21 protein-coding genes and 1 tRNA gene are annotated in these 21,048 nt (G+C 66.9%); 11 read left to right on the top strand and 11 right to left on the bottom strand.

Going from position 1 to position 21,048, the window contains the following annotated elements; translation table 11 throughout:
- Positions 1-47: 47 nt before the first annotated feature.
- Together FEZ61_RS17790 and FEZ61_RS17785 are read left to right on the top strand one after the other, a co-directional pair.
- Complete coding sequence (locus FEZ61_RS17790; RefSeq protein WP_017639584.1) at positions 48-737, top strand: YoaK family protein; 690 nt, start codon at positions 48-50, stop codon at positions 735-737.
- The gene (locus FEZ61_RS17785) at positions 734-2,359 is read left to right on the top strand and encodes a hybrid sensor histidine kinase/response regulator (RefSeq protein ID WP_173149765.1); all 1,626 of its coding nucleotides are present in this window, start codon (positions 734-736) and stop codon (positions 2,357-2,359) included. The genes FEZ61_RS17790 and FEZ61_RS17785 overlap by 4 nt, the downstream gene beginning before the upstream one ends.
- Here the strand turns inward: FEZ61_RS17785 and FEZ61_RS17780 are convergent.
- On the bottom strand, positions 2,352-2,993 hold the full coding sequence (locus tag FEZ61_RS17780) for a response regulator transcription factor (protein WP_017639582.1): 642 nt from the start codon (positions 2,991-2,993) through the stop codon (positions 2,352-2,354). The two genes, FEZ61_RS17785 and FEZ61_RS17780, sit on opposite strands and share 8 nt — an antisense overlap.
- Before the next feature lie 118 nt (positions 2,994-3,111).
- Complete coding sequence (locus FEZ61_RS17775) at positions 3,112-4,515, bottom strand: NorM family multidrug efflux MATE transporter (RefSeq protein ID WP_173149764.1); 1,404 nt, start codon at positions 4,513-4,515, stop codon at positions 3,112-3,114.
- 106 nt (positions 4,516-4,621) lie between these two features.
- Here FEZ61_RS17775 and FEZ61_RS17770 point away from each other — a divergent pair, with 106 nt between their 5' ends.
- The 3 genes from FEZ61_RS17770 to FEZ61_RS17760 all read left to right on the top strand — a co-directional run bounded on the left by FEZ61_RS17770 (position 4,622) and on the right by FEZ61_RS17760 (position 8,003).
- Positions 4,622-5,551 (top strand): LysR substrate-binding domain-containing protein, encoded by a 930-nt coding sequence (locus FEZ61_RS17770; protein ID WP_173149762.1) that lies wholly within the window; start codon positions 4,622-4,624, stop codon positions 5,549-5,551.
- A 161-nt stretch (positions 5,552-5,712) separates the two neighbouring features.
- The gene (locus tag FEZ61_RS17765; RefSeq protein WP_173149760.1) at positions 5,713-7,683 is read left to right on the top strand and encodes a methyl-accepting chemotaxis protein; all 1,971 of its coding nucleotides are present in this window, start codon (positions 5,713-5,715) and stop codon (positions 7,681-7,683) included.
- 128 nt (positions 7,684-7,811) lie between these two features.
- Positions 7,812-8,003, top strand: coding sequence for a hypothetical protein (locus FEZ61_RS17760; RefSeq protein WP_027597468.1), 192 nt, complete (start codon positions 7,812-7,814; stop codon positions 8,001-8,003).
- On the opposite strand, the gene FEZ61_RS17755 is transcribed toward FEZ61_RS17760, so the two are convergent.
- Both FEZ61_RS17755 and FEZ61_RS17750 read right to left on the bottom strand, forming a co-directional pair.
- The gene (locus FEZ61_RS17755; RefSeq protein ID WP_017639577.1) at positions 8,000-9,490 is read right to left on the bottom strand and encodes a YifB family Mg chelatase-like AAA ATPase; all 1,491 of its coding nucleotides are present in this window, start codon (positions 9,488-9,490) and stop codon (positions 8,000-8,002) included. The two genes, FEZ61_RS17760 and FEZ61_RS17755, sit on opposite strands and share 4 nt — an antisense overlap.
- 62 nt (positions 9,491-9,552) lie before the next feature.
- Positions 9,553-9,852: an accessory factor UbiK family protein gene (locus FEZ61_RS17750; RefSeq protein ID WP_017639576.1), complete on the bottom strand. Its 300-nt coding sequence runs from the start codon at positions 9,850-9,852 to the stop codon at positions 9,553-9,555.
- 394 nt (positions 9,853-10,246) lie between these two features.
- Between FEZ61_RS17750 and glnK the strand changes: the two genes are divergently transcribed.
- The 4 genes from glnK to sutA all read left to right on the top strand — a co-directional run bounded on the left by glnK (position 10,247) and on the right by sutA (position 12,970).
- Positions 10,247-10,585, top strand: a complete 339-nt coding sequence (glnK, locus tag FEZ61_RS17745; protein ID WP_003096476.1) for a P-II family nitrogen regulator — start codon at positions 10,247-10,249, stop codon at positions 10,583-10,585.
- A gap of 48 nt (positions 10,586-10,633) precedes the next feature.
- Complete coding sequence (locus FEZ61_RS17740) at positions 10,634-11,974, top strand: ammonium transporter (RefSeq protein WP_026083673.1); 1,341 nt, start codon at positions 10,634-10,636, stop codon at positions 11,972-11,974.
- A 172-nt stretch (positions 11,975-12,146) separates the two neighbouring features.
- Positions 12,147-12,566, top strand: a complete 420-nt coding sequence (locus FEZ61_RS17735; RefSeq protein WP_093255020.1) for a secondary thiamine-phosphate synthase enzyme YjbQ — start codon at positions 12,147-12,149, stop codon at positions 12,564-12,566.
- A 71-nt stretch (positions 12,567-12,637) separates the two neighbouring features.
- On the top strand, positions 12,638-12,970 hold the full coding sequence (gene sutA / locus FEZ61_RS17730) for a transcriptional regulator SutA (RefSeq protein ID WP_017639573.1): 333 nt from the start codon (positions 12,638-12,640) through the stop codon (positions 12,968-12,970).
- A gap of 264 nt (positions 12,971-13,234) precedes the next feature.
- On the opposite strand, the gene FEZ61_RS17725 is transcribed toward sutA, so the two are convergent.
- Together FEZ61_RS17725 and FEZ61_RS17720 are read right to left on the bottom strand one after the other, a co-directional pair.
- The gene (locus FEZ61_RS17725; RefSeq protein ID WP_231893017.1) at positions 13,235-13,609 is read right to left on the bottom strand and encodes a hypothetical protein; all 375 of its coding nucleotides are present in this window, start codon (positions 13,607-13,609) and stop codon (positions 13,235-13,237) included.
- A 171-nt stretch (positions 13,610-13,780) separates the two neighbouring features.
- A complete protein-coding gene (locus tag FEZ61_RS17720; protein ID WP_156522257.1) occupies positions 13,781-13,993 on the bottom strand; it encodes a hypothetical protein in 213 nt (70 codons plus the stop codon).
- Positions 13,994-14,300: 307 nt separating this feature from the next.
- Here FEZ61_RS17720 and FEZ61_RS17715 point away from each other — a divergent pair, with 307 nt between their 5' ends.
- Positions 14,301-14,639 carry a cupin domain-containing protein gene (locus FEZ61_RS17715; RefSeq protein ID WP_173149758.1) on the top strand — a complete coding sequence of 113 codons (339 nt, stop codon included), beginning with the start codon at positions 14,301-14,303 and terminating at the stop codon, positions 14,637-14,639.
- 36 nt (positions 14,640-14,675) lie between these two features.
- Here FEZ61_RS17715 and FEZ61_RS17710 read toward each other — a convergent pair whose 3' ends face one another.
- From FEZ61_RS17710 to FEZ61_RS17690, 5 genes are all read right to left on the bottom strand, one after another.
- Positions 14,676-15,029, bottom strand: coding sequence for a hypothetical protein (locus FEZ61_RS17710; protein WP_173149756.1), 354 nt, complete (start codon positions 15,027-15,029; stop codon positions 14,676-14,678).
- Positions 15,030-15,320: 291 nt separating this feature from the next.
- Positions 15,321-15,396 (bottom strand) — tRNA-Phe (locus tag FEZ61_RS17705).
- A gap of 86 nt (positions 15,397-15,482) precedes the next feature.
- Positions 15,483-15,755 (bottom strand): oxidative damage protection protein, encoded by a 273-nt coding sequence (locus tag FEZ61_RS17700; RefSeq protein WP_017639567.1) that lies wholly within the window; start codon positions 15,753-15,755, stop codon positions 15,483-15,485.
- Positions 15,752-16,816 (bottom strand): A/G-specific adenine glycosylase, encoded by a 1,065-nt coding sequence (gene mutY, locus FEZ61_RS17695; protein ID WP_017639566.1) that lies wholly within the window; start codon positions 16,814-16,816, stop codon positions 15,752-15,754. Before mutY ends, FEZ61_RS17700 begins: the two co-directional genes overlap by 4 nt.
- On the bottom strand, positions 16,813-19,038 hold the full coding sequence (locus tag FEZ61_RS17690) for an AsmA family protein (protein ID WP_173149754.1): 2,226 nt from the start codon (positions 19,036-19,038) through the stop codon (positions 16,813-16,815). The genes mutY and FEZ61_RS17690 overlap by 4 nt, the downstream gene beginning before the upstream one ends.
- A gap of 296 nt (positions 19,039-19,334) precedes the next feature.
- Here FEZ61_RS17690 and FEZ61_RS17685 point away from each other — a divergent pair, with 296 nt between their 5' ends.
- A complete protein-coding gene (locus FEZ61_RS17685) occupies positions 19,335-20,999 on the top strand; it encodes an OFA family MFS transporter (protein WP_173149752.1) in 1,665 nt (554 codons plus the stop codon).
- Positions 21,000-21,048 lie beyond the last annotated feature (49 nt).

Genomic DNA, 21,048 nt, shown 5'->3' with positions numbered 1-21,048 from the left:
CGCCGCACACTGGCGGTCGTTTTCGCTGCCGCGCCAGGATGGCCGCCATGAATCCCTCTGCTGCTCTTCCGCCCCTCGCTCCGCCCGTGACGCCACGCCACGGTGCGGTCGGCCTGGCGCTGGTCGCCGGGCTGTCACTGCTGGCTGGCATGACCGATGCCATCGGCTTTCTCGCCACCGGCGATTTCGTTTCCTTCATGAGCGGTAATACCACCCGTCTAGCGGCCGATGTGGCGGCGGGTCGTTGGGCTGCCGTGGGGCACCTGGCGTTGGCCATCGCCACCTTCGTGCTGGGCAACGCCGGCGGCGTGCTGCTGCAGCGGCTGACCCGCCAGCGCGCCTGCCTGCTGCTCGGCCTGCTGGCCCTGCTGCTGGCCCTGGCGGCCAGCCTGCCCGCAGGGCGCCTGGCGCTGCTGACCGGGGTGTTCGCCATGGGCATGGTCAATGCGGTGGTGGAGCAGGTCTATGGCCTGCCCATCGGCCTCACCTACGTCACCGGCGCCCTGTCGCGCTTCGGGCGCGGTCTGGGTCACTGGCTGCTGGGCGAACGCCGTCGCGGCTGGCGCATCCAGCTGGTGCCCTGGCTGGGCATGCTGCTGGGCGGGGTGCTGGGCGCTGCCCTGGAGGCGGGCCTGGGTCTGGCGGCCTGGTATGCCTGCGCGGCACTGGCGGCAATTCTGGCGGTGATCTTTCGCCTGATCCCGCGAGCCTGGCAACTGGGTTATCTGGCGTCATGAGCGAAGCGACCCCTGCCCTGGGCGTCCGCGATCCCGAACTCGGCCAGGCCAAGGTTCGCCTGGCCTTCATCCTGCCGGCCTCGGCCTACATCATCGGCGCCTGGGCCTGCGGCCTGTTCGGTACCGCCGTCCTGCTAGCCAACCTGCTGTGCTACGCGCTGTTCGCCGTGGTGGCCATCGGACTGTTCTTCGAGGTCCGGCAGTGGCCGGGGGTGAAGCCCTGGCGGCGCCTCCTGGCCATGAGCCTGGACTTCAGCGCCATCACCTTTTCCTCCATCACCAGCGGCGAGGCCCTGCTGCCACTGTTCGGCGTGCTGCTCTGGGTCACGGTGGGCAATGGCCTGCGCTATGGGCGTGGCTACCTGTTGCTGGCCACCGGACTGTCACTGACCGCCCTGGCCGCCATCATCGCCGGGATGCCCTTTCTGCAACGCTATCCCACGGTGGCCCTGATGATGCTGGTGACCGCCCTGCTGGTGCCCGGCTACGTCTATTTCCTGCTGACCCGCATCCAGGATTCGCTGCGCGAGACCCAGGCCGCCAACCTGGCCAAGGCGCGCTTCCTGGCCCAGGCCAGCCATGACCTGCGCCAGCCGATCCATTCCATCGGCCTGTTCACCGCCTGCCTGCGCGACAGCCAGCTGAGCGCGGATCAGGGGCAGCTGGTGGACAACATCGACCGCTCGCTGCTTGGCGTCGAGCAGCTGTTCCGTTCGCTGTTGAACATCTACACCCTCGATCAGAAGCAGGTCAGCCCGCGGCGCACGGTGGTCGACCTGGATACCCTGGTCGACGACCTGATCCGGCAGAACGCCGAGGCGGCGCGCTGGGCGGGGGTGGAGATCCGTTGGCGCCCTTGCGGCCTGCAGGTCTACAGCGATCCGGCGTTGCTGCTCACCTCGCTGCAGAATCTGCTGTCCAACGCCCTCAAGTACGCGCCCGGCCAGCCCCTGCTGCTGGCGGTGCGCCGCCGTCAGGGCCGGCTCGCCCTGGTGGTCTACGACCAGGGCCCCGGCATCGCCGCCGAGCACCTGCCGCACCTGTGCGAAGAGTTCTATCGGGTACGGGAGACACGGGATCGCGACATCGAGGGGGTCGGCCTTGGCCTATCCATCGTGCAGCGCATCGCCACCTTGCTGCAACTGCAGCTGATCATCCGCTCGCGGCCTGGGCGGGGCACGGCGGTCAGCCTCCAGGGCTTGCCACTGGCCGCCGTGCCGCTGGAGGCGCGGCCAAGACCGGCGAGCGGTCCCCAGCACCTGCTCGCCGGCTGGCGGGTGCTGCTCATCGAAGACGATGCCAATGTGCTGCTGGCCACCGCGACCCTGCTGCGCAGCTGGGGCTGCGAGGTCGCCACCGCCACCAGCATCCCCGCCGGTGCCGTGGCCTGCGATCTGGTGATCACCGATTTCGATCTGGATCGCAGTGCCTCGGGTGCCGACTGCATCGCCTATCTCAACCGGCTGCAGGGCCGACGCATTCCGGCCATCGTGGTGACCGGCCATGACATCCCGCAAGTCCAGCAGGCGCTGGGCGATGCCGAGATTCCGGTGCTGGCCAAGCCGGTACGACCGGCGGAGTTGCGCGCCCTGCTGCTGGCCTTTCGCGTCGCGGCTACCTGAGCGAACGCTGGGCGCCGAGGCCGGTCTTGGCACCAAAGGCGGCCGCTGCGGCGCGGGTGCCGACGCCCAGGGTGCGCAGCAGCGCGGACACATGGATGCGCACGGTAAAGGGCGAGATGGTCAGGACCCGCGCGATCTCCTTGTTGCTCAGGCCCTGGGTGATCAAGCCGAGTACCTCCAACTGCCGCGGCGTCAGCGCCTGCAGCCGGTTATCGGGTGCCAGGCTGGCCGGGGCCAGACTCGGCGTGGCGTAGCGCACCACCGGTTGCCCGGCGAGACAGTCGGCGATGGCCTCGGCCATGGCCGTCGGCGGCAGGGCCTTGCCGATGAAGCCATCCACGCCCGCCGCCAGGATGTGCTCGATCACCGTGGCGTCTTCGAGCATAGAGACCACGATCAGGGTGCTGCGCTTGAATTCCTGGCGCAGCGCGCGCAGCGAAAAACTCAGGTCCTGACCGGGATAGAGCAGGTCCAGCAGCAGGCCGCTGGGCGGCTCGCCCTGGCGCGCCAGTTCCAGGACCTGTTGCAGGCTGTCGGCCTGCTCCACCTGTGCCTGCGGCTGCAGCTGGCGCAGGATGCGCACCAGGCCTTCACGAAACAGCGGATGGTCGTCGGCGACGATGAAACGTTGCATCTCTGGCTATCCTGGGGCCGCAGACGCCGGTCGCAACTCCGGGGTGGCCCAAAGCCTTTAGTCTAGCGCAGCGGTCGAAAGTGGACCACTTGGTAAAATTCCTGGGCCGCCGCGGCGCTCACCCGTTTTGCGCCATGCCGCGCGTGGCGGCCAGCGGCTCCGGCGGGGCCTGCACAGGGCCTGCGCCCAGCTGCCGCCGCATCAGCCACTCGAAGGCGGCGGTCAGCAGCACGGCCGCGCAGGCCAGTCCCAGCGCCAGCCCCCACCACACCCCGTGCGGACCGAAGCCTGCGTGCACTCCCAGGAGCCAGGCGCTGCTGGCGCCGATCAGGCAATAGCAGAGCAGCCCGCCATAGAAGCCCAGACGCGCCTGGCGGATGCCGCGCAGGGCGCCCTGGGCGATGCTCTGGGTGCCGTCGAAGATGACGAACAGCGCAGCGATCAGCACCAGCTGCCGCGCTAGCTCGCTGACCGGACTGTGGGCATCTGGCAGGAACAGTCCCACCAACCATGCGGGAAAGCTCCAGAACAGCAGGGCGATGCCCAGCATCACCAGGGCGCCGCCGCCGATGGCCAGCCGCCCCACCAGCAGCGCCTCCCGTGGCCGGCCCGCGCCCTGATGCTGGCCGATGCGAATGCTGGTGGCATAGGACAGCCCCGCCGGCAGCATGAACACCAGGTACACCAGCTGGTTGGCGATCTGATTGGCCGCCAGCGCCGTGGCACCCAGGACGCCCATGCACAGGGCCGCGGCGAGGAACAGGCAGGCCTCCACCGCATAGGTGCCGCTGATCGCCAGGCCCTGGCCGAGGGTGTCGGCGAGGGCGCGGCGATCCGGGCGGCGCAGATAACGACGCAGGGGATAGGCGGCATAGGCCGGGTGCCGGGCGATATACAGCGCCAGCCCAAGGGCTGCGCCATTCATCACCACGGCGGTCACCGCGCCGATGCCCGCGAGCCCGGGCTGCGGCAGGCCGCCCCAGCCGTGCAGCAGGGCGAGGTTGAACAGGGCGTTGAGCACCGCCGCACCCAGGACGATGGTCAGCACCGGCCCGGGTCGTTCCAGGGCGCTGGTGAAGCCGCGCAGGGTCATGAACAGCAGGTGGCCGGGCAGGGCGAAGGCCAGGCAGCGCAGGAACACCCCAGCCGCCTGACGACTTTCTTCCGGCTGGCCGGCCAGGGCCAGCAGCGGCTCGATGTGCCACAGCAGGGTGCCGGCCAGCAGCGCCAGCACCCCGGCGATCCAGATTCCCGCCGCGGTCACCGCCGCTACCCCTTCGCTATCCCCCGCACCCCGGCGCAACGCCGCCAGGTTGGCCACCGCGGTGATCACCCCCACGCAGATCACCGAGACGAAGGAATAGACCGCAGCGCCCAGGCCGCCACCGGCCAGGGCGGCAGGCCCCAGGCGCCCCATCATCAGGGTGTCGGTGAAGACCATGGCCACATAGGCCAGCTGGGCGCCGATCAGGGGCAGGGCGAGACGCAACAGCGCGAGCAATTCGTGACGCGGCAGGGACATGGGGCGATCTCGCTGAACGGGAGGCGACTTTGACAAGAACTCATTGTTGGATGCGGTCGCGCCGCCCACAATCGGAAAATAGCCATGTCATCCATGAGTCTGAGTCATGCCTGAAGTCTCCACGCGGCTGCCGCCGCTGTACGCCTTGCGCGCCTTCGAGGCCGCCGCCCGCCATGGCTCCTTCACTCGCGCGGCCCAGGAATTGTCGCTGACCCAGAGCGCGGTCAGTCGCCATGTACGGACCCTGGAAGAGACCTTTGGCTGCCGCCTGTTCGAACGCGCCGGGCGTCAGCTGGCGCTGACCGAGCCCGGCAAGCTGCTCTTGCCCGGCCTGAGCGAAGGCTTCGAGGCGCTGGCGCGGGCCTGCGGCAATCTCGTCGTGGCGGAGGGCACCCTGAGGCTCAAGGCGCCCACCACCCTGTCGCTGCGCTGGTTACTGGCACGTCTGGCGCGCTTTCGCCAGCTCAGCCCGCAATTGGACGTCCAGCTCACCAGCGTCTGGATGGCCAGTGACCGGGTCGACTTCGTCCATGAGCCCTTCGATTGCGCCGTGTTGCTCGGCGATGGCCGCTTCCCGGCGGACTGGGAGGTGGTGCCGCTGTTCGAGGAGTGGCTGGTGCCGGTCTGCTCGCCGGCCGCCGCGCGCGAGGGCGTCTGGGACCTGGCGCGGCTGCAGGGGGAAGAACTGCTGCATCCCACCTTCGACCGCCGCGACTGGCGCCGCTGGCTGCAGGCCATGGGCCTGACCCAGGCGGTGCCCCTGAGTGGCGGCCAGGTGTTCGACACCCTGGAGCTGGGCATGGCCGCCGCCGCGCGTGGCTACGGGGTTTCCATCGGCGATCTGGTGATGCTGGCCGAAGACGTGGCGGCCGGACTCATCGCCTTGCCCTGGCCCGAGGCGGTGGCCAGCGGCGATGCCTATTACCTGGTCTGGCCACGCAATCGCCGGGGGCAGGCGCGCCTTCGCCAGCTGGCTGACTTCCTGCAGCGGGAAGTGGTGTCCCAGAGCCTTCCCGAGGTCATACGCCATAAATAAGGCGCCAGACTGCTGCCATTCGCTTTAGTTCATCGTACCTCTGCCGATAAAATAACCGTTAACCGCTAAGAAGACCGCCCTAGAGCGGTCGGTCCCCTGATCTAGCCCTTGCCCTCAAATTCGTACTGCCCTACAGGGATGTAGGCGCTTTGGAGCCCCCTATGGTCATTTCCCCGCGTCGTAGTATCGCCCGACAACTTGCCTTGGCCCTCAGTCTGGTACTGATTGTCGTGATCGCCGGCAGCTGCCTGTTCGCCCTGCATGCCTTGAGCGTGTCCATCGAAGGCACCCAGCGCAAGCACCTGGGCAGCGAGGCCCGGCTGCTCTCCGATCAGCAGCAGACCTTCCTCGGTACGCTCAAGGTCAGCACCCAGCGCCTTGCCAATCTGTTCGAGCGCCGCTTCGATGGCGGCCTTTCCCGCAGCAGCGAGCGTACCGTCGTCGCCGGCACCGATACCCCGGTACTGCTCTACAAGGGCGAGGCGCTCAACAATGACTTCACCCAGGTCGATGATTTCACCCGCCTCACCGGCGGTACCGCCACCATCTTCGTGCGCGATGGCGACGACTTCACCCGCATCACCACCTCGCTGAAGAAGCAGGACGGCAGCCGCGCCATCGGCACTCGCCTGGACCGCAAGCATCCCGGCTATGCCGGTCTGCTGCAGGGCCAGACCTACGTGGGGCGTGCCCAGCTGTTCGGTCGCTCCTACATGACCCAGTACAGCCCGGTACGCGACACCCAGGGCCAGGTCATCGCCGTGCTCTATGTCGGCTTCGACTACACCGACGCCCAGGCCCAGCAACTGGCCCAGCTGACCCAGCTGCGCATCGGCGAGACCGGCTCCCTGGCCCTGCTCGACGAACAGGGCAACTGGCTGGTCCCGCCGGCCAATGCCAAGCAGACCGACGAATTGCTCGCCGACCTCAAGAGCGATCCCAAGCAGCACGTACATGGCTGGCAGGACGGCAATCAAGCCTTCCTCAGCGTCAGTGCGCCAGTCGCCGGCGAAGGCTGGACCGTGGTCGCCACCCTGCCCAAAGCCGAACTGGACGCCCCAGTGCATGCCGTTGGCCTGCGCCTGGCCATCGGCAGTCTGATCGCCCTGGTGCTGGCAGTGGTCGCTTCGGTCGTGCTGCTGCGCCGCAAGCTCAGCCCGCTGGGCCAGCTGGTGGAGCGGGCCCAGGCCCTGGGTCGCGGTCAGCTCAGCGTGCGCGTCGAGGCGCGCAGTCACGACGAGATCGGCGAACTCGCCCAGAGCTTCAACCAGATGGCCGATGCCCTGGCCTCCACCGTCGAGCAGGTTCGTGGCTCCTCGCGCGCGGTCACCGAGCGCTCCCAGCAACTGAGCCAGCTCTCCGACCAGACTCTCAGACGCTCCGCCGAGCAGTCCACCCAGATCGACAGCATGGCCAGCGCCGTGGAGGAATTCAGCGCCACCGCCCAGAACATCGCCGATGGCATGCAGCGCACCGAGCGCCTGGTGCAGGAAAACGCCCAGCAGACCCGCACCGGTACCCAGGCCATGCAGGGCGCCTCGGGTGCCCTGGAGCAGATTGCCGATTCCCTTGCCAGCACCGCCGAACTGATCAAGGGCCTGGATGGCCGCTCCCAGCAGATTGGCGGCATCATCGGCGTCATCAGCGGGATCGCCGAGCAGACCAACCTGCTGGCGCTCAACGCGGCCATCGAAGCGGCCCGCGCCGGTGAGCAAGGCCGTGGCTTCGCCGTGGTCGCCGATGAAGTCCGGCAATTGGCCGGTCGCACCAGCGAGGCCACCCGCGAGATCTCCCAGATGATCGGCGCGGTGCAGGGCGAGACCCAGCGCGCCATGGGCGCCATCGACGAAGGCAATCGCCTCATGGAGCAGGGCCTGGCGCGTAACGCCGATGTGGCCCAGGCGTTGCGCAGCATCGACCAGCAGGTCGCCGAGGCGGTGGAACAATTCTCCGGCATCGCCCAGGCCACTGCCGAGCAGAGCACCACCGCCACGGCGCTGAGCCGCAACATCCAGGCGATCGCTGTGGACAACGCCGCCCAGCGCGATGCCGCCGAGGTCCTGGCCGGTACCGCTGGCGAGCTGCGGCACCTGGCGGAAGACCTGAGCGCCGAGGTGGGCCGCTTCAACTAGCCGGATCTTTCTGGCAGAACCGAAAGGGAGGCTCAGGCCTCCCTTTTTCATTCCTGCGCACCTTGGCGCTTGCCTGGCTGCAATACTCTGACTACTGTATGCAAATACAGTATAAGAGGAGGGGTGTCATGGGCGTATCCAACGAGGCGGTGCAGGCCGTCGAACGCATGCTGACCACGCTACGGGCGGAGCGCGACGACTATCGCGAGCTGGCCCACCAATGGCGGGCCATGTGCTTCGAGCTGGCGCAGGAAAACCAGGCGCTGCGAGATCGGCTGCAGGAGCCGCCGCGGCACTATGGTCCGCCTGCCGGCGCCTAGTGACTCGCCCGATACTGCAGCGCTTCGGCCAGCTGCGCCCGCTGGATCTCGGCCTGGCCGGCCAGATCGGCCAAGGTGCGGGCCACCTTGACCACCCGGTGCAGGGCGCGCAGGGACAGATTCAGGCGTTCGCCGGCGCCTTCCAGCCAGCGCTGATCGGCTTCGCTCAGGACACATACCTGATGCAGCTGATCGAGGCCGAGCAGGGCGTTGGGGCGGCCCTGGCGCGCCAGTTGGATGGCCCGGGCCTCGGCGACCTGGCGTGCGGCCTCCGCCGTGGTGAGCTCGGCAGCCGGTGAGGCGCCCAGGCGCAGGTGCTCGCGGGCCACGGTCAGGTGCAGGTCGATGCGGTCCAGCAGCGGACCGGACAGCTTGCCCCTATAGCGCTGGATCTGCTCCGGACTGCAGCGACAGCGGCCGCTGGGGTCGCCCAGGTAGCCGCAAGGACAGGGATTCATCGCCGCCACCAGTTGGAAGCGCGCCGGAAAGCGTACCCGCTCGCGTGCCCGGGCGATGACGATCTCGCCACTTTCCAGGGGCTCGCGCAGCACCTCCAGCACCTTGCGATCGAATTCCGGCAACTCGTCGAGAAACAGCACCCCGCGATGGGCCAGGGTGATCTCGCCAGGCCCGGGGCGGCTGCCACCGCCCACCAGCGCCGGACCTGACGCCGAATGGTGCGGCTGACGAAAGGGTCGCTGCGGCCAGTGTTCCAGCGGCTCGGGTCCGGCCACCGAATGGATGGCGGCCACCTGCAGCGCCTCTTCCTCGTCCAGGGGCGGCAGGAGCCCTGGCAGGCGGCTGGCGAGCAGGGTCTTGCCGGTTCCTGGCGGTCCGGCGAGCAGCAGGTTGTGGGCACCGGCTGCAGCCACCACCAGGGCACGCTTGGCCGCCTGCTGTCCCTGGACCTCGGCGAGATCGGGATAGGGCAGCGGGGTGCGCAGCAGGCCGCTGGGCTGATAGGGCGCCAGCGGCGCCTGGCCGCTCAAATGGCCGGCGAGCTCCAATAGGTGATCGACCGCCAGCACCGTCAGGCCGCTGGCCAGGCAGGCTTCCTCGGCATTGGCACGAGGCACCACCAGGATACGGCCCGCCGTTCGGGCGGCCAGCGCCGCCGGCAGTACGCCGCGAATCGCCCGCACCGCGCCCGACAAGGCCAGCTCCCCCAGGCATTCGTAGCCGTCGAGGCCTTGCGCCGGCAGCTGCCCGCTGGCGGCGAGGATGCCGATGGCCAGGGCAAGGTCGAAGCGCCCGCCGTCTTTAGGGAGATCGGCGGGAGCGAGATTGAGGGTGATGCGGCGACTGGGGAATTCGAAACCGGCTGTGAGGATGGCGCTGCGCACCCGATCCTTGGCTTCGCGCACAGCGGTCTCCGGCAGGCCCACCAGGGTGAGGGCGGGCAGGCCATTGGCCAGGTGCGCCTCGACGACCACCGGCGGCGCTTCCACGCCCACCTGGGCGCGGGTATGAACGAGGGCAAGCGACATGATCTCTCCTTGATCGTGCTTCGCTAGACAGCAGGCTGCACCATCCTGGCGCGCCTTCAAGGTCAGTCGGCGGCGGCGACATCCGTGGCCGGGGTCACCGGCGGCTTCACGTCCTGGGTCTGGCTGTTCTCCAGCTCGTTCAGACGCGCTTCGAGGGCCTCCAGGCGCGCACGTGTGCGGGCCAGCACCGCCATCTGCGCATCGAATTCATCACGGCTGACCACATCGAGCTTGCTCAGCGCACCCTGGAGCAGGGCCTTGAACTGGCTCTCGATTTCCGCCTTGGGCAGCGGCGAGTCCTGACCGAACAGCCGGCTGGCCTGCTGAGTCAGGGAGTCGAACAGCGAACGGGTCGTGGACATGGTTATTCCCTGCCTGTAATCAAAGCCCGAGTGTAGCACAGCGGCTCCCGTGCCCCGGACAGCCACGACTGCACCGCTTTGGTGCCATCTCCGTGCCAGAGCTGTTCGCTGTTGGTGCAAAGTCCTGCCCCATGACCGGTGGTCTGCCCTGTCAGGAGGCGCGCCAGGCCCACCGGCCCCGGTAATACGGTCCCCTTCACAAACCTGGCAAGCTTTCTGCTACTGCCGAAGCAGAGACGGGCGTCAGCGGACGCCTGGGGTAGAGGCGCGCTCTGGCCGCTTCTGCCGTAACCACGGCGATTACCACGCCGACGGTTAAACAGACGGTCACTGCGCTAGACTTGGGCCGGGGTTTGTTTTCCTGGGGCAAGTCAACTCAATCGGGAGAAGTTTCATGAAACTAGTCACCGCCATCATCAAGCCGTTCAAGCTCGACGACGTGCGTGAGTCGCTGTCCGAGATCGGTGTGCAAGGCATCACCGTTACCGAGGTCAAGGGCTTTGGCCGTCAGAAGGGCCACACCGAGCTCTATCGCGGCGCCGAATACGTCGTCGACTTCCTGCCCAAGGTCAAGATCGACGTCGCCATTGCCGACGATCAACTCGATCGCGTCATCGAGGCCATCACCAAGGCCGCCAACACCGGCAAGATCGGTGACGGCAAGATCTTCGTGGTGAATCTCGAGCAAGCCATCCGCATCCGTACCGGCGAAACCGACACAGACGCCATCTGACGCGTTAACCGACCGCCCAACCCCACACGAGCCCCAGGAGAAACAACGATGACTCTGCGCACCTACGCAGGGCTAGGAGCCCTCATGTCTTTCGTAGCGCTGCCGGGCCTGGCCATGGCCCAGGAAGCGGCTGCGGCACCAGCAATCAACAGCGGCGATACGGCCTGGATGCTGATCTCGACGGCCCTGGTGCTGTTCATGACCATCCCTGGTCTCGCGCTGTTCTACGGCGGCATGGTGCGTGCCAAGAACGTCCTCTCGGTGATGATGCAGTGCTTCGCCATCACCGGTCTCATCAGCATCCTGTGGATGGTCTACGGCTACAGCCTGGCCTTCGACACCACCGGCATGGAGAAGGGCGTCACCAATCTGAATTCCTTCATCGGTGGCCTGAGCAAGGCCTTCCTGTCCACCCTGGAACATGATGCCGTCACCTCGGCTACCGCACTGTTCCCGGAAAGCGTCTTCGTCACCTTCCAGATGACCTTCGCCATCATCACCCCGGCGTTGATCGTCGGCGCCTTCGCCGAGCGCATGAAGTTCTCCGCCATGCTGGTCTTCACCGGCCTGTGGTTCACCTTCGTCTACGCCCCCATCGCCCACATGGTCTGGAGCGGTGACGGCGGCCTGATGTGGGACTGGGGCGTACTGGACTTCGCGGGTGGCACCGTGGTGCACATCAACGCCGGTGTGGCCGGCCTCGTCGCGGCCCTGGTCCTGGGCAAGCGCAAGGGCTATCCCACCACTCCCATGGCGCCGCACAACCTGGGCTATACCCTGGTCGGTGCCGCCATGCTGTGGGTCGGCTGGTTCGGCTTCAATGCCGGTTCCGCCGCCGCTGCCAACGGCACCGCCGGCATGGCCATGCTGACCACCCAGATCGCCACCGCCGCTGCCGCCCTGGGCTGGATGTTCGCCGAGTGGATCACCCACGGTAAGCCGAGCGCCCTGGGCATCGCCTCCGGCGTGGTCGCCGGTCTGGTGGCCATCACCCCGGCCGCCGGTACCGCCGGTCCCATGGGCGCCCTGATCATCGGTCTGGTTTCCGGTGTGGTGTGCTTCTTCACCGCCACCAGCCTCAAGCGCAAGCTGGGCTACGACGACTCCCTGGACGCCTTTGGCGTGCACGGCATCGGCGGCATCGTCGGCGCCCTGCTGACCGGGGTCTTCGCCGCCCCGGCCCTGGGGGGCTTCGGCACCGTCACCGACATCGGCGCCCAGCTGTTCATCCAGTTCAAGGGTGTGGCCTTCACCATCGTCTACACCGGCATCGTCACCTTCGTGATCCTCAAGGTGCTGGACGTGGTCATGGGTCTGAGAGTCAACGAAGAAGAGGAAACCGTGGGTCTGGACCTCACCCTGCACAACGAGCGTGGCTACAACCTGTAAGCCGCCGCTCTGGAAAAAGGCGCCGCGAGGCGCCTTTTTCACGTCTGCCGTACGGCCGGAACAACCGTCGTCCTGCTGTGTCTAGACTGCACGCCAGCGGTGTGCAATCACCGCTTTGCTTTTCCGATCGTCGCGCTAGAATGCGCGCCCAGTCAGTCGGCGGGGGTTGTTCATGTGGCTGCAGCGGACCTTTTCCCTGCGCGCGCGCGCGCGTGGTTTCCATCTCGTCACCGCTGAGGTGCTGGAGCAACTGCCTGAGCTTGGCGAGTGCCGGATCGGCCTGCTGCACCTCTGGCTGCAGCACACCTCGGCCTCGCTGACCATCAATGAGAATGCCGATGGAGCGGTGCGGCGCGACTTCGAGCGGTTCTTCAATCAGCTGGTGCCCCAGGGGCAGGCCGGTTATGAACACGACTACGAAGGGCCGGACGACCTGCCTGCGCATTTCAAAAGCAGTCTGCTCGGCTGCAGCCTGAGCCTACCGGTCCAGGCCGGGCGCCTGGCGCTGGGAACCTGGCAGGGCATCTACCTGGGCGAGCATCGCGACCAGGGTGGCGCGCGGCGGCTGATCGCGACGCTGCAAGGCGAATAGCCAGGAATTTTTTTTAAGAGGCCGCGTCAAAACGCGCGGTCCGATTTTGCCAAAGTCTGTGGAGGCGGTTTATGAGCGACGAAGATCTGGAGCAGGACGACCTGGAGACCGGGGCGGAAGAAGAGGGCGATAACGAAGACTTCGCTGCCGCAACCGACGACGCCGAGCAAGAGGAAAGCGGCGAAAGCGAAACACCCGCGTCCGGCAGCAAGGCCAAGAAGAAGCGCGAAGCCGAGCCCGAGGAACTGCCTTCGGTGGAAGCCAAGCAGCGCGAGCGGGATGCGTTGGAAAAGGCCATGCAGGACTTTCTGGCCCGCGGTGGCAAGGTGCAGGAGATCGACGCCAATGTGGTCGCCGATCCGCCCAAGAAGCCCGACAGCAAGTATGGCAGTCGGCCCATCTAGGACCACGCCATACCGCCTTCGAAACCCCGCCTCGGCGGGGTTTCGTCTATCTGGCAGTTACAGCAGCGCCATCACCATGATGAAGCCGGTAAAGGCCGCAGCCATGGTCGCAAGGCAGGCCATGCAGATTACATCATCTCTCTCATACATGTTGGCAACGCCCTAAAGCCTAATGGGGTGATGGCATTTTGCTCCTCTGGCAAACATCTCCCTGTGTGGCTCATCGCAAAAGGCCGCCATCTCGCCGCCGCGATGCCAAGCAGTTCACCAATGCCGGGGTGGTCCGTAATAGGGTCGCGCCTCATAGGCCGGCGGATAGGCGTAGTAGCCCGGCGGTGCCGGCCGCCAACGCGGCGCGGCATAACCCGGTTGCGGATAGGGCTGGTAGTAGCTGTAGGGGTAGCGATCCCTGCGGTAATAGGGGTGGTGCCGGTGATGCCGTCGAAATTCGCCCGCCGGCAGGAATTCGCCGCCCTCGGCGACGGCTGCGGCGCCGCCCGCCCAGGGTTGTCCTCGATCGGGGCCTTCATGGGCGGCGGCCAGGCCGCTGGCGGTCAGGGTGGCGGTCAACAGCAGAATCAACGACGCTCGCGATGCCATGGTGTTCTCCTCGCGGCGCTCGATAGGCCGCGTCACCATGAAACACCTTTGGCGGTCAGCGGACGTCAGGCCAGGTAAAGGTCCGGTAAGCCCGCCCGTCCACTCAGCTCCAATCGAGGCCCTGCATGCCCACGGCGACGATCAGCGCCATGGCCAGCAGGCCGATACCGCACATCAGGATGGTCAGCTCCAGTTGATCCAGACGTCGCTTCATCCCTGCCACCAGTGCCAGAGGGTAAAGCCGACCAGCGCCAGCACCAGGCCGAGAAACAACCGGTTCAGCCACAAGCTGACGCCGCTCAGCACCCTGAACCAGAGGGGTACGGTCGGCTCGGCGGCACGCGGGCCGGGCTGGTCGATGGCTGGTTGAGGCAGGGCGCCGGACAGGGCAGGGGCGATGAGGGGAATCGAGGGAATCGGCATGCAGTAAGCGCCTCCGTGCGCCTGGTGCGAGGTCTGGTTGACCGTAGCGGCCAACCGGGGGCGAGCGGCGCCCTTGATCGGCGGCCACCTCTGCGATCGATCATCGCCGAAAATCTTGGCGATCGGGTGACGGGCTCCCGAAAAGGTCGGGCGGATCGCACTCTTGACGGCAAATGGCAGAGCACCTGGGGCCATGGCGGCGACTCCTGGATGGCGCGGATCCCTTAGAGACTTGAGCGCCTGGTCGGACAGGCGCAGTCTGGATGACCTTAGCGCACCCTGGCGCGAGGCCCTGTGGGAAAACGTCATGACCAATCTGTTTCGCGACCTGCCCGATGCCTCCGCCGCGGAGGTGTTCACGTCCCTGCTGGCGCGGCCCGGTTGCCGCATCGAACGCATCGTTTCCCAGGGCCAGACGACGCCAGCGCAGACGCCCTATCGGCAGGCCCATGAGGAGTGGGTGCTGGTTCTGCAGGGCGCCGCGCGGATCGCCCTGGAAGGGCGGGAGGTGGCGCTCGAGCCAGGGGATACGCTGCTCATCCCCGCCCACGCCGAGCACTGGGTGACCTATACCCATCCCACAGTCGCCACGGTGTGGCTGGCTCTTCATCTCGGCGTGGTGGACGGAGTCCCGGCGCCAGCGTGAGGGCGATGGCGCCTGGCGCTCTTTCGACACCCGCCGCTAGCGGACCAGGGTCACCGGGCCATGGTCGTCGCAGTGGCCGTCATGGACATGATGCAGCCGGCCATCCACCAGGTAGTCGACATGATCGCCGTGGGGCACGGCTTCATGACCGCAATCGGGCCCATGGACGTGGTCGGCCGCATGGCCGCTGCTCTGGCCATGGGTGCAGTGATCCGGATTGGTCGCATTGACCTCCAGCACGTGCTCGTCCACGTGATCGCCATGCATGTGGTGCAGATGGCCGTCGTGGAGATAGTCGACGTGGCCCGCGTGCTCGATGGCGGTGTGGCCACAGTTCGGACCGTGCTGGTGGCTGTGATTGGCGTGATGCTTTTGGCTGCAGGTGCTCATGGTGCTGACTCCAGAAAGGGTGGGTGTCGGGCGACGCCGTGCCATTAAAAAGTCTGAAGTGGGTAGAGAGTCAAGATCGTCTGGGCAGGTTTCGCAAAGGGTTGAGGCGGTCTAGGACGGGGCTTTGCGCCTTTGAGACGGGAGCAGGAGGACGGTGCTGGGCCGCAAGGGAAGGGGCGTGACGAGACGGCGAGGCCTGCAGGCTGGCTTGCCCATATCGCAGGCACAAAAAAACCGGCGCTAGGCCGGTTTCTCTGATTTCCAGATCCCGCAGGATCTGGAAGCTTGTCTTGGTGCCCAGGGACGGAATCGAACCGCCGACACGGGGATTTTCAATCCCCTGCTCTACCAACTGAGCTACCTGGGCAACGGGGCGCATTAAAAGCGTTTCTCGACCCTGTGTCAACAGCGAGCCCAAAAAAATTTAGATTTTTCGGGCGCTTAGGCGTCGATTCAGGCGCTGGGGGGCACGTAGCCCTCGGCCTGGGCGTAGTCTTCGCCGGACAGGAACTTGTCCATCTCGGCTTGCAGGAACTTGCGATCCTCGGCGTTCATCATGTTCAGCCGGCGCTCGTTGATGAGCATGGTCTGGTGCTTCTGCCACTCTTCCCAGGCCTGCTTGGAGACGTGTTGGTAGATGTCTTCGCCCTTGGCGCCGGGGTAGGGCGGACGATCGAGGGCGGGCAGCTCCTGCTTGTGCTTGCGGCACATCACGGTGCGGGTCATGCGGGTTCTCCTTTGAGCGCCTGCTCGGCGCGCTTGAGCAGTTTCTGCACCGGGGCGGCGAGGCCCAGGCGCGGCGGGGACGCGAGGTTATACCAAAGCCAGTCGCCCTCGGCCACGCGGTGCTGGCGGTGGTCCACCTGCACCAGCCAGGGTTCGATGGCCAGTTGGAAGTGGCTGAAGGTGTGCACCAGGCCGGGCAGCGCCTGGCGTTCGTCGATGGCGAGGCCCTGGCGTTCGGCGAGGGCTTCGAGTTCGGCCACGTCGGCCACCTCCGGCGGACCCCAGAGACCGCCCCAGAGGCCGGTCGAGGGGCGGCGCTGGAGGAGCACGGCATTGGCGTCGTTGACGAACAGCGGCATCAGGGTGCTGCGCTGCGGCAGTGTCTTGCGTGGCTTGGCGGCGGGAAAGTCGGTTTCCTGGCCCAGCAGGTGGGCACGGCAGCCGGGCTTGACCGGGCACAGCAGACAGCTGGGTTTGCTGCGGGTACAGAGGGTGGCGCCCAGGTCCATCATCGCCTGGGTGTAGTGGCCGACCCGCTCGTGGGGCATCAGTCGGTCGGCCACCTCCCACAGACGGCGGGCCACGGCGGGTTCGCCCGGATAGCCGGGAGTGGCGGTATAGCGGGCCAGGACGCGTTTGACGTTGCCATCGAGGATGGGCGCCCGGATGCCCATGCTCAGGCTGGCGATGGCGCCAGCGGTGGAGCGGCCGATGCCGGGCAATTCGGCTAGGGCCTCGACGCTGCGCGGGAACTCGCCGCCATGGCGCTCGACCACGGTCTTGGCGGCCTTGTGCAGGTTGCGCGCGCGACTGTAGTAGCCGAGGCCGGTCCAGAGGTGCAGGACCTCGTCTTCCGGCGCCGCGGCCAGGGCCTCGACGGTGGGCAGCGCCTGCATGAAGCGGTCGAAGTAGCCCAGCACGGTGGCGACCTGGGTCTGCTGGAGCATGATCTCCGAGACCCAGACGCGATAGGGCGTCACGCCCTGTTGCCAGGGCAGGTCCTTGCGGCCGTGCAGGTCGTACCAGGCCAGCACGGCGGTACCAAAGGCGTCGTCAGTCATCGGCGTTGCAGCAGCCCTCGGATGGCGTTCTGGATGTCGGGGCTGATTTTATCACCGAGCTTCTCTTCGATTTTTTCGTTCAGACGATTGCCAGCGGCGCGGGCGATGATCTGGCCCATGGCCTCGCGATCCAGGCGGCAGGCCTTGGCGCCCAGTTCCAGGGGGCCGCGGCACTGCAGCGGCCACTCGATATCCGCATAGCGCTCGCCGACCCGGCAGCCGGGATCGGCGGCGGCATTGGTGTCGCCCTGCACGGTGATGCCCAGGCGGTAGTCGAGGCCGAGGGTGCGCAGGTCGATGTCGCCCGCGCCCTTTACCGCCAGGCCCGGCACGCTGACGCTGAGGTCCTGGTTGCGGGCCACGCCGTTGACGATGTTGAGGCTGCCGCTCAACTGGCGGAACGGGGTGTTCTGGCCGCCATGGGGCAGCTCCAGCGGCTTGCGATTGAGCAGGGCGATGCCCTGGCACAACTGGCTTTCGACATTGGCGTCGATCAGCTGGCCATTGCGCAGGGCGAAGCGCGCGGTGCCGCCTAGGTTGTCGATCAGGGTGCGCTGGCTGGCGCCCGAGCTGCGCAGATCGGCGTCCAGGTCGAGCAGGCCTTCCACCGGCGGCTTCTGGCCCTGGGCCTGGAGGATGCGCTCCACCGGTACGCCCTTGATGCGCTCGCGAGCGGTCAGTTGCGGCTGGGCGCCACGTACGTCGAGGGCGCCATTGGCCTCGAAGCGACCGCCGAACAGCTCGCCTTCCAGGGCGCTGAGCTGCAGTTGGCCATCGGCGGCCCTGGCCTTGAGGCTGGCGCCTTCGAAGGGCAGGCGATTGAGGGTCAGGTGTTGCAGGCTGAGGTCGACATCGGCGTCCAGGCTGCGCAGGCGCTCCACTGGCAGCAGGGTTTCCTGGCTCCAGGCGTGCTGGGTCGGGGCTTCCGGCAGCGGCGAGTTGCCCTGGGTGGCGATGGCATCGACCTGGGCGACCTCTTCCTGGCGCGCGCCATTGGCCTGGCGCGCCGCGGCGGCCTTGGCCGGCAGATAGCGATCCAGGTCCAGGGCGTCGCCGCTGACCTGGATACGCAGGGCGCGGCGGGCGATGTCGGCGACGGCGACGCGGCCCTTGAGGGTGCTGTCGTCGAGCTGGAAGTTGAAGTCGTCCAGTGCCAGGGCGTTGCGGCTGGCTTGCACCTGGGCATTCATCTCGAAGCGCTGCAGGGTCTTGGCATCGGCCATGACCGGCAATTCGACGCCGATACTGTCGAGGAAGGCGCGCAGGTCCAGGCGGGCGATGGAGACGCGCCCGGCCAGCTGCGGATCGCTCTCCAGACCGGTGAGCTTGAGGTCGCCCAGGGCCTTGAGGTCATTGGCAGTGAGCTTGAGGCTGGTCCATTCCGCGGTCTGGGCGCGGCGGTCGACGGCCAACTGGCCGCTGGCGGAATAGTTGACCAACTTGCCGTTGAAGGGCTCGCCACTGGCGTCGCCGGTCAGCTGGAGATTGTCCAGGGCGTATTGCTGGCTGGCCGGATCGAAGCGGAGTTCACCGTTGAGCAGCACCGTGGCGTTGACCGGCGGCTGGGTGGTGCTGGCGGTGCCGGCCAGCTTGATGGGAATGGGCGTGCCGGCGTAGATGGCGCCGGTCTCCAGGTCGATACCCTCGAAGGCATAGCGGGCGCCGTTGCGGGCATCGCTGTATTCGACCCGGGAATTGCGCACGGTCAGGCTCTCGACATTGAGCTTGAGCGGCTGGCGTCCCGCGGTCGGCTCGCCAGACGTGGACGTGTCGGCGGGGGTGTCGGCCGGCGCGGCGCCAGCGTCCGCCTTGGATGCGGGGCGGCCGATTTCGGCCCAGTTGGTACGGCCCTGCTCATCGCGGCTGGCGGTGAGATCCAGGCCGTCGATCTTGATGTCGCTCATCTCCAGATCACGGCGCAGCAGCAGCGGCAGTAGGCGGACCGAGAGGATCAGCCGCTGCACCTGGGCCAGCTGGCGGTCGGGGGTGGCGGCGCTGGCCAGGGTGGCGTCGTGCAATTCGACGCCCAGCCAGGGAAACAGACTCCAGCCGATGTCGCCCTTGAGTTGCAGGTCGACGTTGGCCTTGTCGCGCGCCAGCTGGCGGAGCTCGTCCTTGTAGTCGTTGGGATCGACCAGATGGGTGAGGGCGAAGCCTGCGGCGACCAGCAGGAGCAGCAGGCCGACGAGGACGATACCCAGCACTTTGGCGAAAGCTTTCATGACGAGGAAATTCCTGTTCCGGCGGGCGATGGCGCGACTGGCCAGTATAGGGGCTTGGGCTGGCCGCGATGACATCGAGGTGTCGGCCCTGTGACAGCGGTGGTACTCGCCCGTTTCGTCGGCGGTCTTGCACCGCCCGTACCCTGATAAATGAGCAGGGGTGGCAGTACGCCAGGGTGCGCTTTAATGTCGCGCACCTCTGGTCGGTTGGCGCCGTTTCTTTGACTCGTTTACGGGGAAGCGTGCAGGGAATGTCTACCGGCCTGGACGCTATACACTAGAAAAGGGCTGAACCCATGAGCACTACTCTCACCGCTGGCGGCGCCGCTTCGGCACGTCCGGCTTTCCTGTCCAAGGAGCGCATCGTCGCCCGGCCCGGTTTCAACCGCTGGCTGGTCCCGCCGGCCGCTCTGGCCATCCACCTGTGCATCGGCATGGCCTATGGCTTCTCGGTCTTCTGGCTGCCGCTGTCCAAGGCGATCGGCATCACCGCCGCCGTGGCCTGCCCGGTCGAGATGGGCTTCTTCGAACAGATCTTCAGTGCCACCTGTGACTGGAAGATCTCTCAGCTCGGCTGGATCTACACCCTGTTCTTCATCTTCCTCGGCTGCTCGGCCGCCCTGTTCGGTGGCTGGCTGGAGCACGCCGGTCCGCGCAAGGCCGGCGTCGTCTCGGCGCTGTGCTGGTGCGGTGGTCTGCTGATCTCCGCCCTGGGCATCTATACCCACCAGATCTGGATGCTGTGGCTGGGTTCGGGCGTAATTGGCGGTATCGGTCTGGGCCTGGGCTACATCTCGCCGGTGTCGACCCTGATCAAGTGGTTCCCGGACAAGCGCGGCATGGCGACCGGCATGGCCATCATGGGCTTTGGTGGCGGCGCCATGGTGGGTGCACCTCTGGCCGATGCCATGATGCGGCACTTCGCGTCGGCCACCGAAATCGGTGTCTGGCAGACCTTCCTGGTCATGGCGGTGATCTACTTCGTGTTCATGATGAGCGGCGCCCTGGGCTACCGCGTGCCGCCGACCGGCTGGAAGCCCGCCGGTTGGACGCCGTCCACCAAGAAGGCCGGCAGCAACATGATCACCAATCGCCACGTCCACGTGAGCAAGATCTGGGGCATCCCGCAATTCTGGCTGGTCTGGGCCGTGCTCTGCCTGAACGTGACCGCCGGCATCGGCATCATCGGCATGGCTTCGCCGCTCCTGCAGGAAGTCTTCGGTGGTCGTCTGCTGGGCAACGGCCTGGCCTACGGTGAACTCAGCGCCGATCAGCTCAAGCAGATCGCCGCCATCGCCGCCGGCTTCACCGGTCTGCTGAGCCTGTTCAACATCGGCGGGCGTTTCTTCTGGGCATCCTTCTCCGATTACATCGGTCGCAAGATGACCTATTTCGTCTTCTTCACCCTGGGCTTCGTGCTCTATGCCATCGTGCCCTGGACCGGCCACCTGGGCAGCGTGGCGTTGTTCGTCTTCGCCTTCTGCCTGATCCTGTCCATGTACGGCGGTGGTTTCGCCACCGTGCCGGCCTACCTCGCCGACCTGTTCGGTACCCAGATGGTCGGCGCCATTCACGGTCGCCTGCTCACCGCCTGGGCCGCCGCCGGCGTCTTCGGTCCGGTGCTGGTCAACTACCTGCGCGAGTACCAGCTGAGCATGGGCATCCCCCGTGCCCAGGTGTACGACATCACCCTGTACATCCTGGCCGGTCTGCTGGTGCTGGGCTTCCTCTGCAACCTGATGGTGCGCCCGGTGGCCGACAAGCACTTCATGACCGAGGCCGAACTCGCCGTCGAGCGCGCCAATGGCCACGACAGCAATGCTGGCAGCGCCCAGGTGCTGGAGTGGAGCGCCGATCCCAAGACCAAGCCGCTGGCCATCGCCGCCTGGCTGGCCGTGGGCATCCCGCTGGCCTGGGGTATCTGGATCACCCTGCAAAAGACCGCCGCGCTGTTCAGCTGAGTCACAGCCGAATCGAGCGGTAACGGGGCGTCCCCACGCGGGCGCCCCT

This window comes from Pseudomonas sp. MS15a(2019) (genome assembly GCF_013277805.1).
In the GTDB taxonomy this organism is placed as follows: Bacteria; Pseudomonadota; Gammaproteobacteria; order Pseudomonadales; family Pseudomonadaceae; genus Chryseomonas; species Chryseomonas benzopyrenica.
Note: the sequence above shows the minus strand (reverse complement) of the source record. Positions and strands in the feature narration are given on the sequence as shown.

Excerpts from the sequence above, each read along its gene's own strand:
- FEZ61_RS17790 (WP_017639584.1), top strand. The coding sequence starts at position 48 with ATGAATCCCTCTGCTGCTCTTCCGCCCCTCGCTCCGCCCGTGACGCCA.
- FEZ61_RS17785 (WP_173149765.1), top strand. The coding sequence starts at position 734 with ATGAGCGAAGCGACCCCTGCCCTGGGCGTCCGCGATCCCGAACTCGGC.
- FEZ61_RS17780 (WP_017639582.1), bottom strand. The coding sequence starts at position 2,993 with ATGCAACGTTTCATCGTCGCCGACGACCATCCGCTGTTTCGTGAAGGC.
- FEZ61_RS17775 (WP_173149764.1), bottom strand. The coding sequence starts at position 4,515 with ATGTCCCTGCCGCGTCACGAATTGCTCGCGCTGTTGCGTCTCGCCCTG.
- FEZ61_RS17770 (WP_173149762.1), top strand. The coding sequence starts at position 4,622 with ATGCCTGAAGTCTCCACGCGGCTGCCGCCGCTGTACGCCTTGCGCGCC.
- FEZ61_RS17765 (WP_173149760.1), top strand. The coding sequence starts at position 5,713 with ATGGTCATTTCCCCGCGTCGTAGTATCGCCCGACAACTTGCCTTGGCC.
- FEZ61_RS17760 (WP_027597468.1), top strand. The coding sequence starts at position 7,812 with ATGGGCGTATCCAACGAGGCGGTGCAGGCCGTCGAACGCATGCTGACC.
- FEZ61_RS17755 (WP_017639577.1), bottom strand. The coding sequence starts at position 9,490 with ATGTCGCTTGCCCTCGTTCATACCCGCGCCCAGGTGGGCGTGGAAGCG.
- FEZ61_RS17750 (WP_017639576.1), bottom strand. The coding sequence starts at position 9,852 with ATGTCCACGACCCGTTCGCTGTTCGACTCCCTGACTCAGCAGGCCAGC.
- glnK (WP_003096476.1), top strand. The coding sequence starts at position 10,247 with ATGAAACTAGTCACCGCCATCATCAAGCCGTTCAAGCTCGACGACGTG.
- FEZ61_RS17740 (WP_026083673.1), top strand. The coding sequence starts at position 10,634 with ATGACTCTGCGCACCTACGCAGGGCTAGGAGCCCTCATGTCTTTCGTA.
- FEZ61_RS17735 (WP_093255020.1), top strand. The coding sequence starts at position 12,147 with ATGTGGCTGCAGCGGACCTTTTCCCTGCGCGCGCGCGCGCGTGGTTTC.
- sutA (WP_017639573.1), top strand. The coding sequence starts at position 12,638 with ATGAGCGACGAAGATCTGGAGCAGGACGACCTGGAGACCGGGGCGGAA.
- FEZ61_RS17725 (WP_231893017.1), bottom strand. The coding sequence starts at position 13,609 with ATGGTGACGCGGCCTATCGAGCGCCGCGAGGAGAACACCATGGCATCG.
- FEZ61_RS17720 (WP_156522257.1), bottom strand. The coding sequence starts at position 13,993 with ATGCCGATTCCCTCGATTCCCCTCATCGCCCCTGCCCTGTCCGGCGCC.
- FEZ61_RS17715 (WP_173149758.1), top strand. The coding sequence starts at position 14,301 with ATGACCAATCTGTTTCGCGACCTGCCCGATGCCTCCGCCGCGGAGGTG.
- FEZ61_RS17710 (WP_173149756.1), bottom strand. The coding sequence starts at position 15,029 with ATGAGCACCTGCAGCCAAAAGCATCACGCCAATCACAGCCACCAGCAC.
- FEZ61_RS17700 (WP_017639567.1), bottom strand. The coding sequence starts at position 15,755 with ATGACCCGCACCGTGATGTGCCGCAAGCACAAGCAGGAGCTGCCCGCC.
- mutY (WP_017639566.1), bottom strand. The coding sequence starts at position 16,816 with ATGACTGACGACGCCTTTGGTACCGCCGTGCTGGCCTGGTACGACCTG.
- FEZ61_RS17690 (WP_173149754.1), bottom strand. The coding sequence starts at position 19,038 with ATGAAAGCTTTCGCCAAAGTGCTGGGTATCGTCCTCGTCGGCCTGCTG.
- FEZ61_RS17685 (WP_173149752.1), top strand. The coding sequence starts at position 19,335 with ATGAGCACTACTCTCACCGCTGGCGGCGCCGCTTCGGCACGTCCGGCT.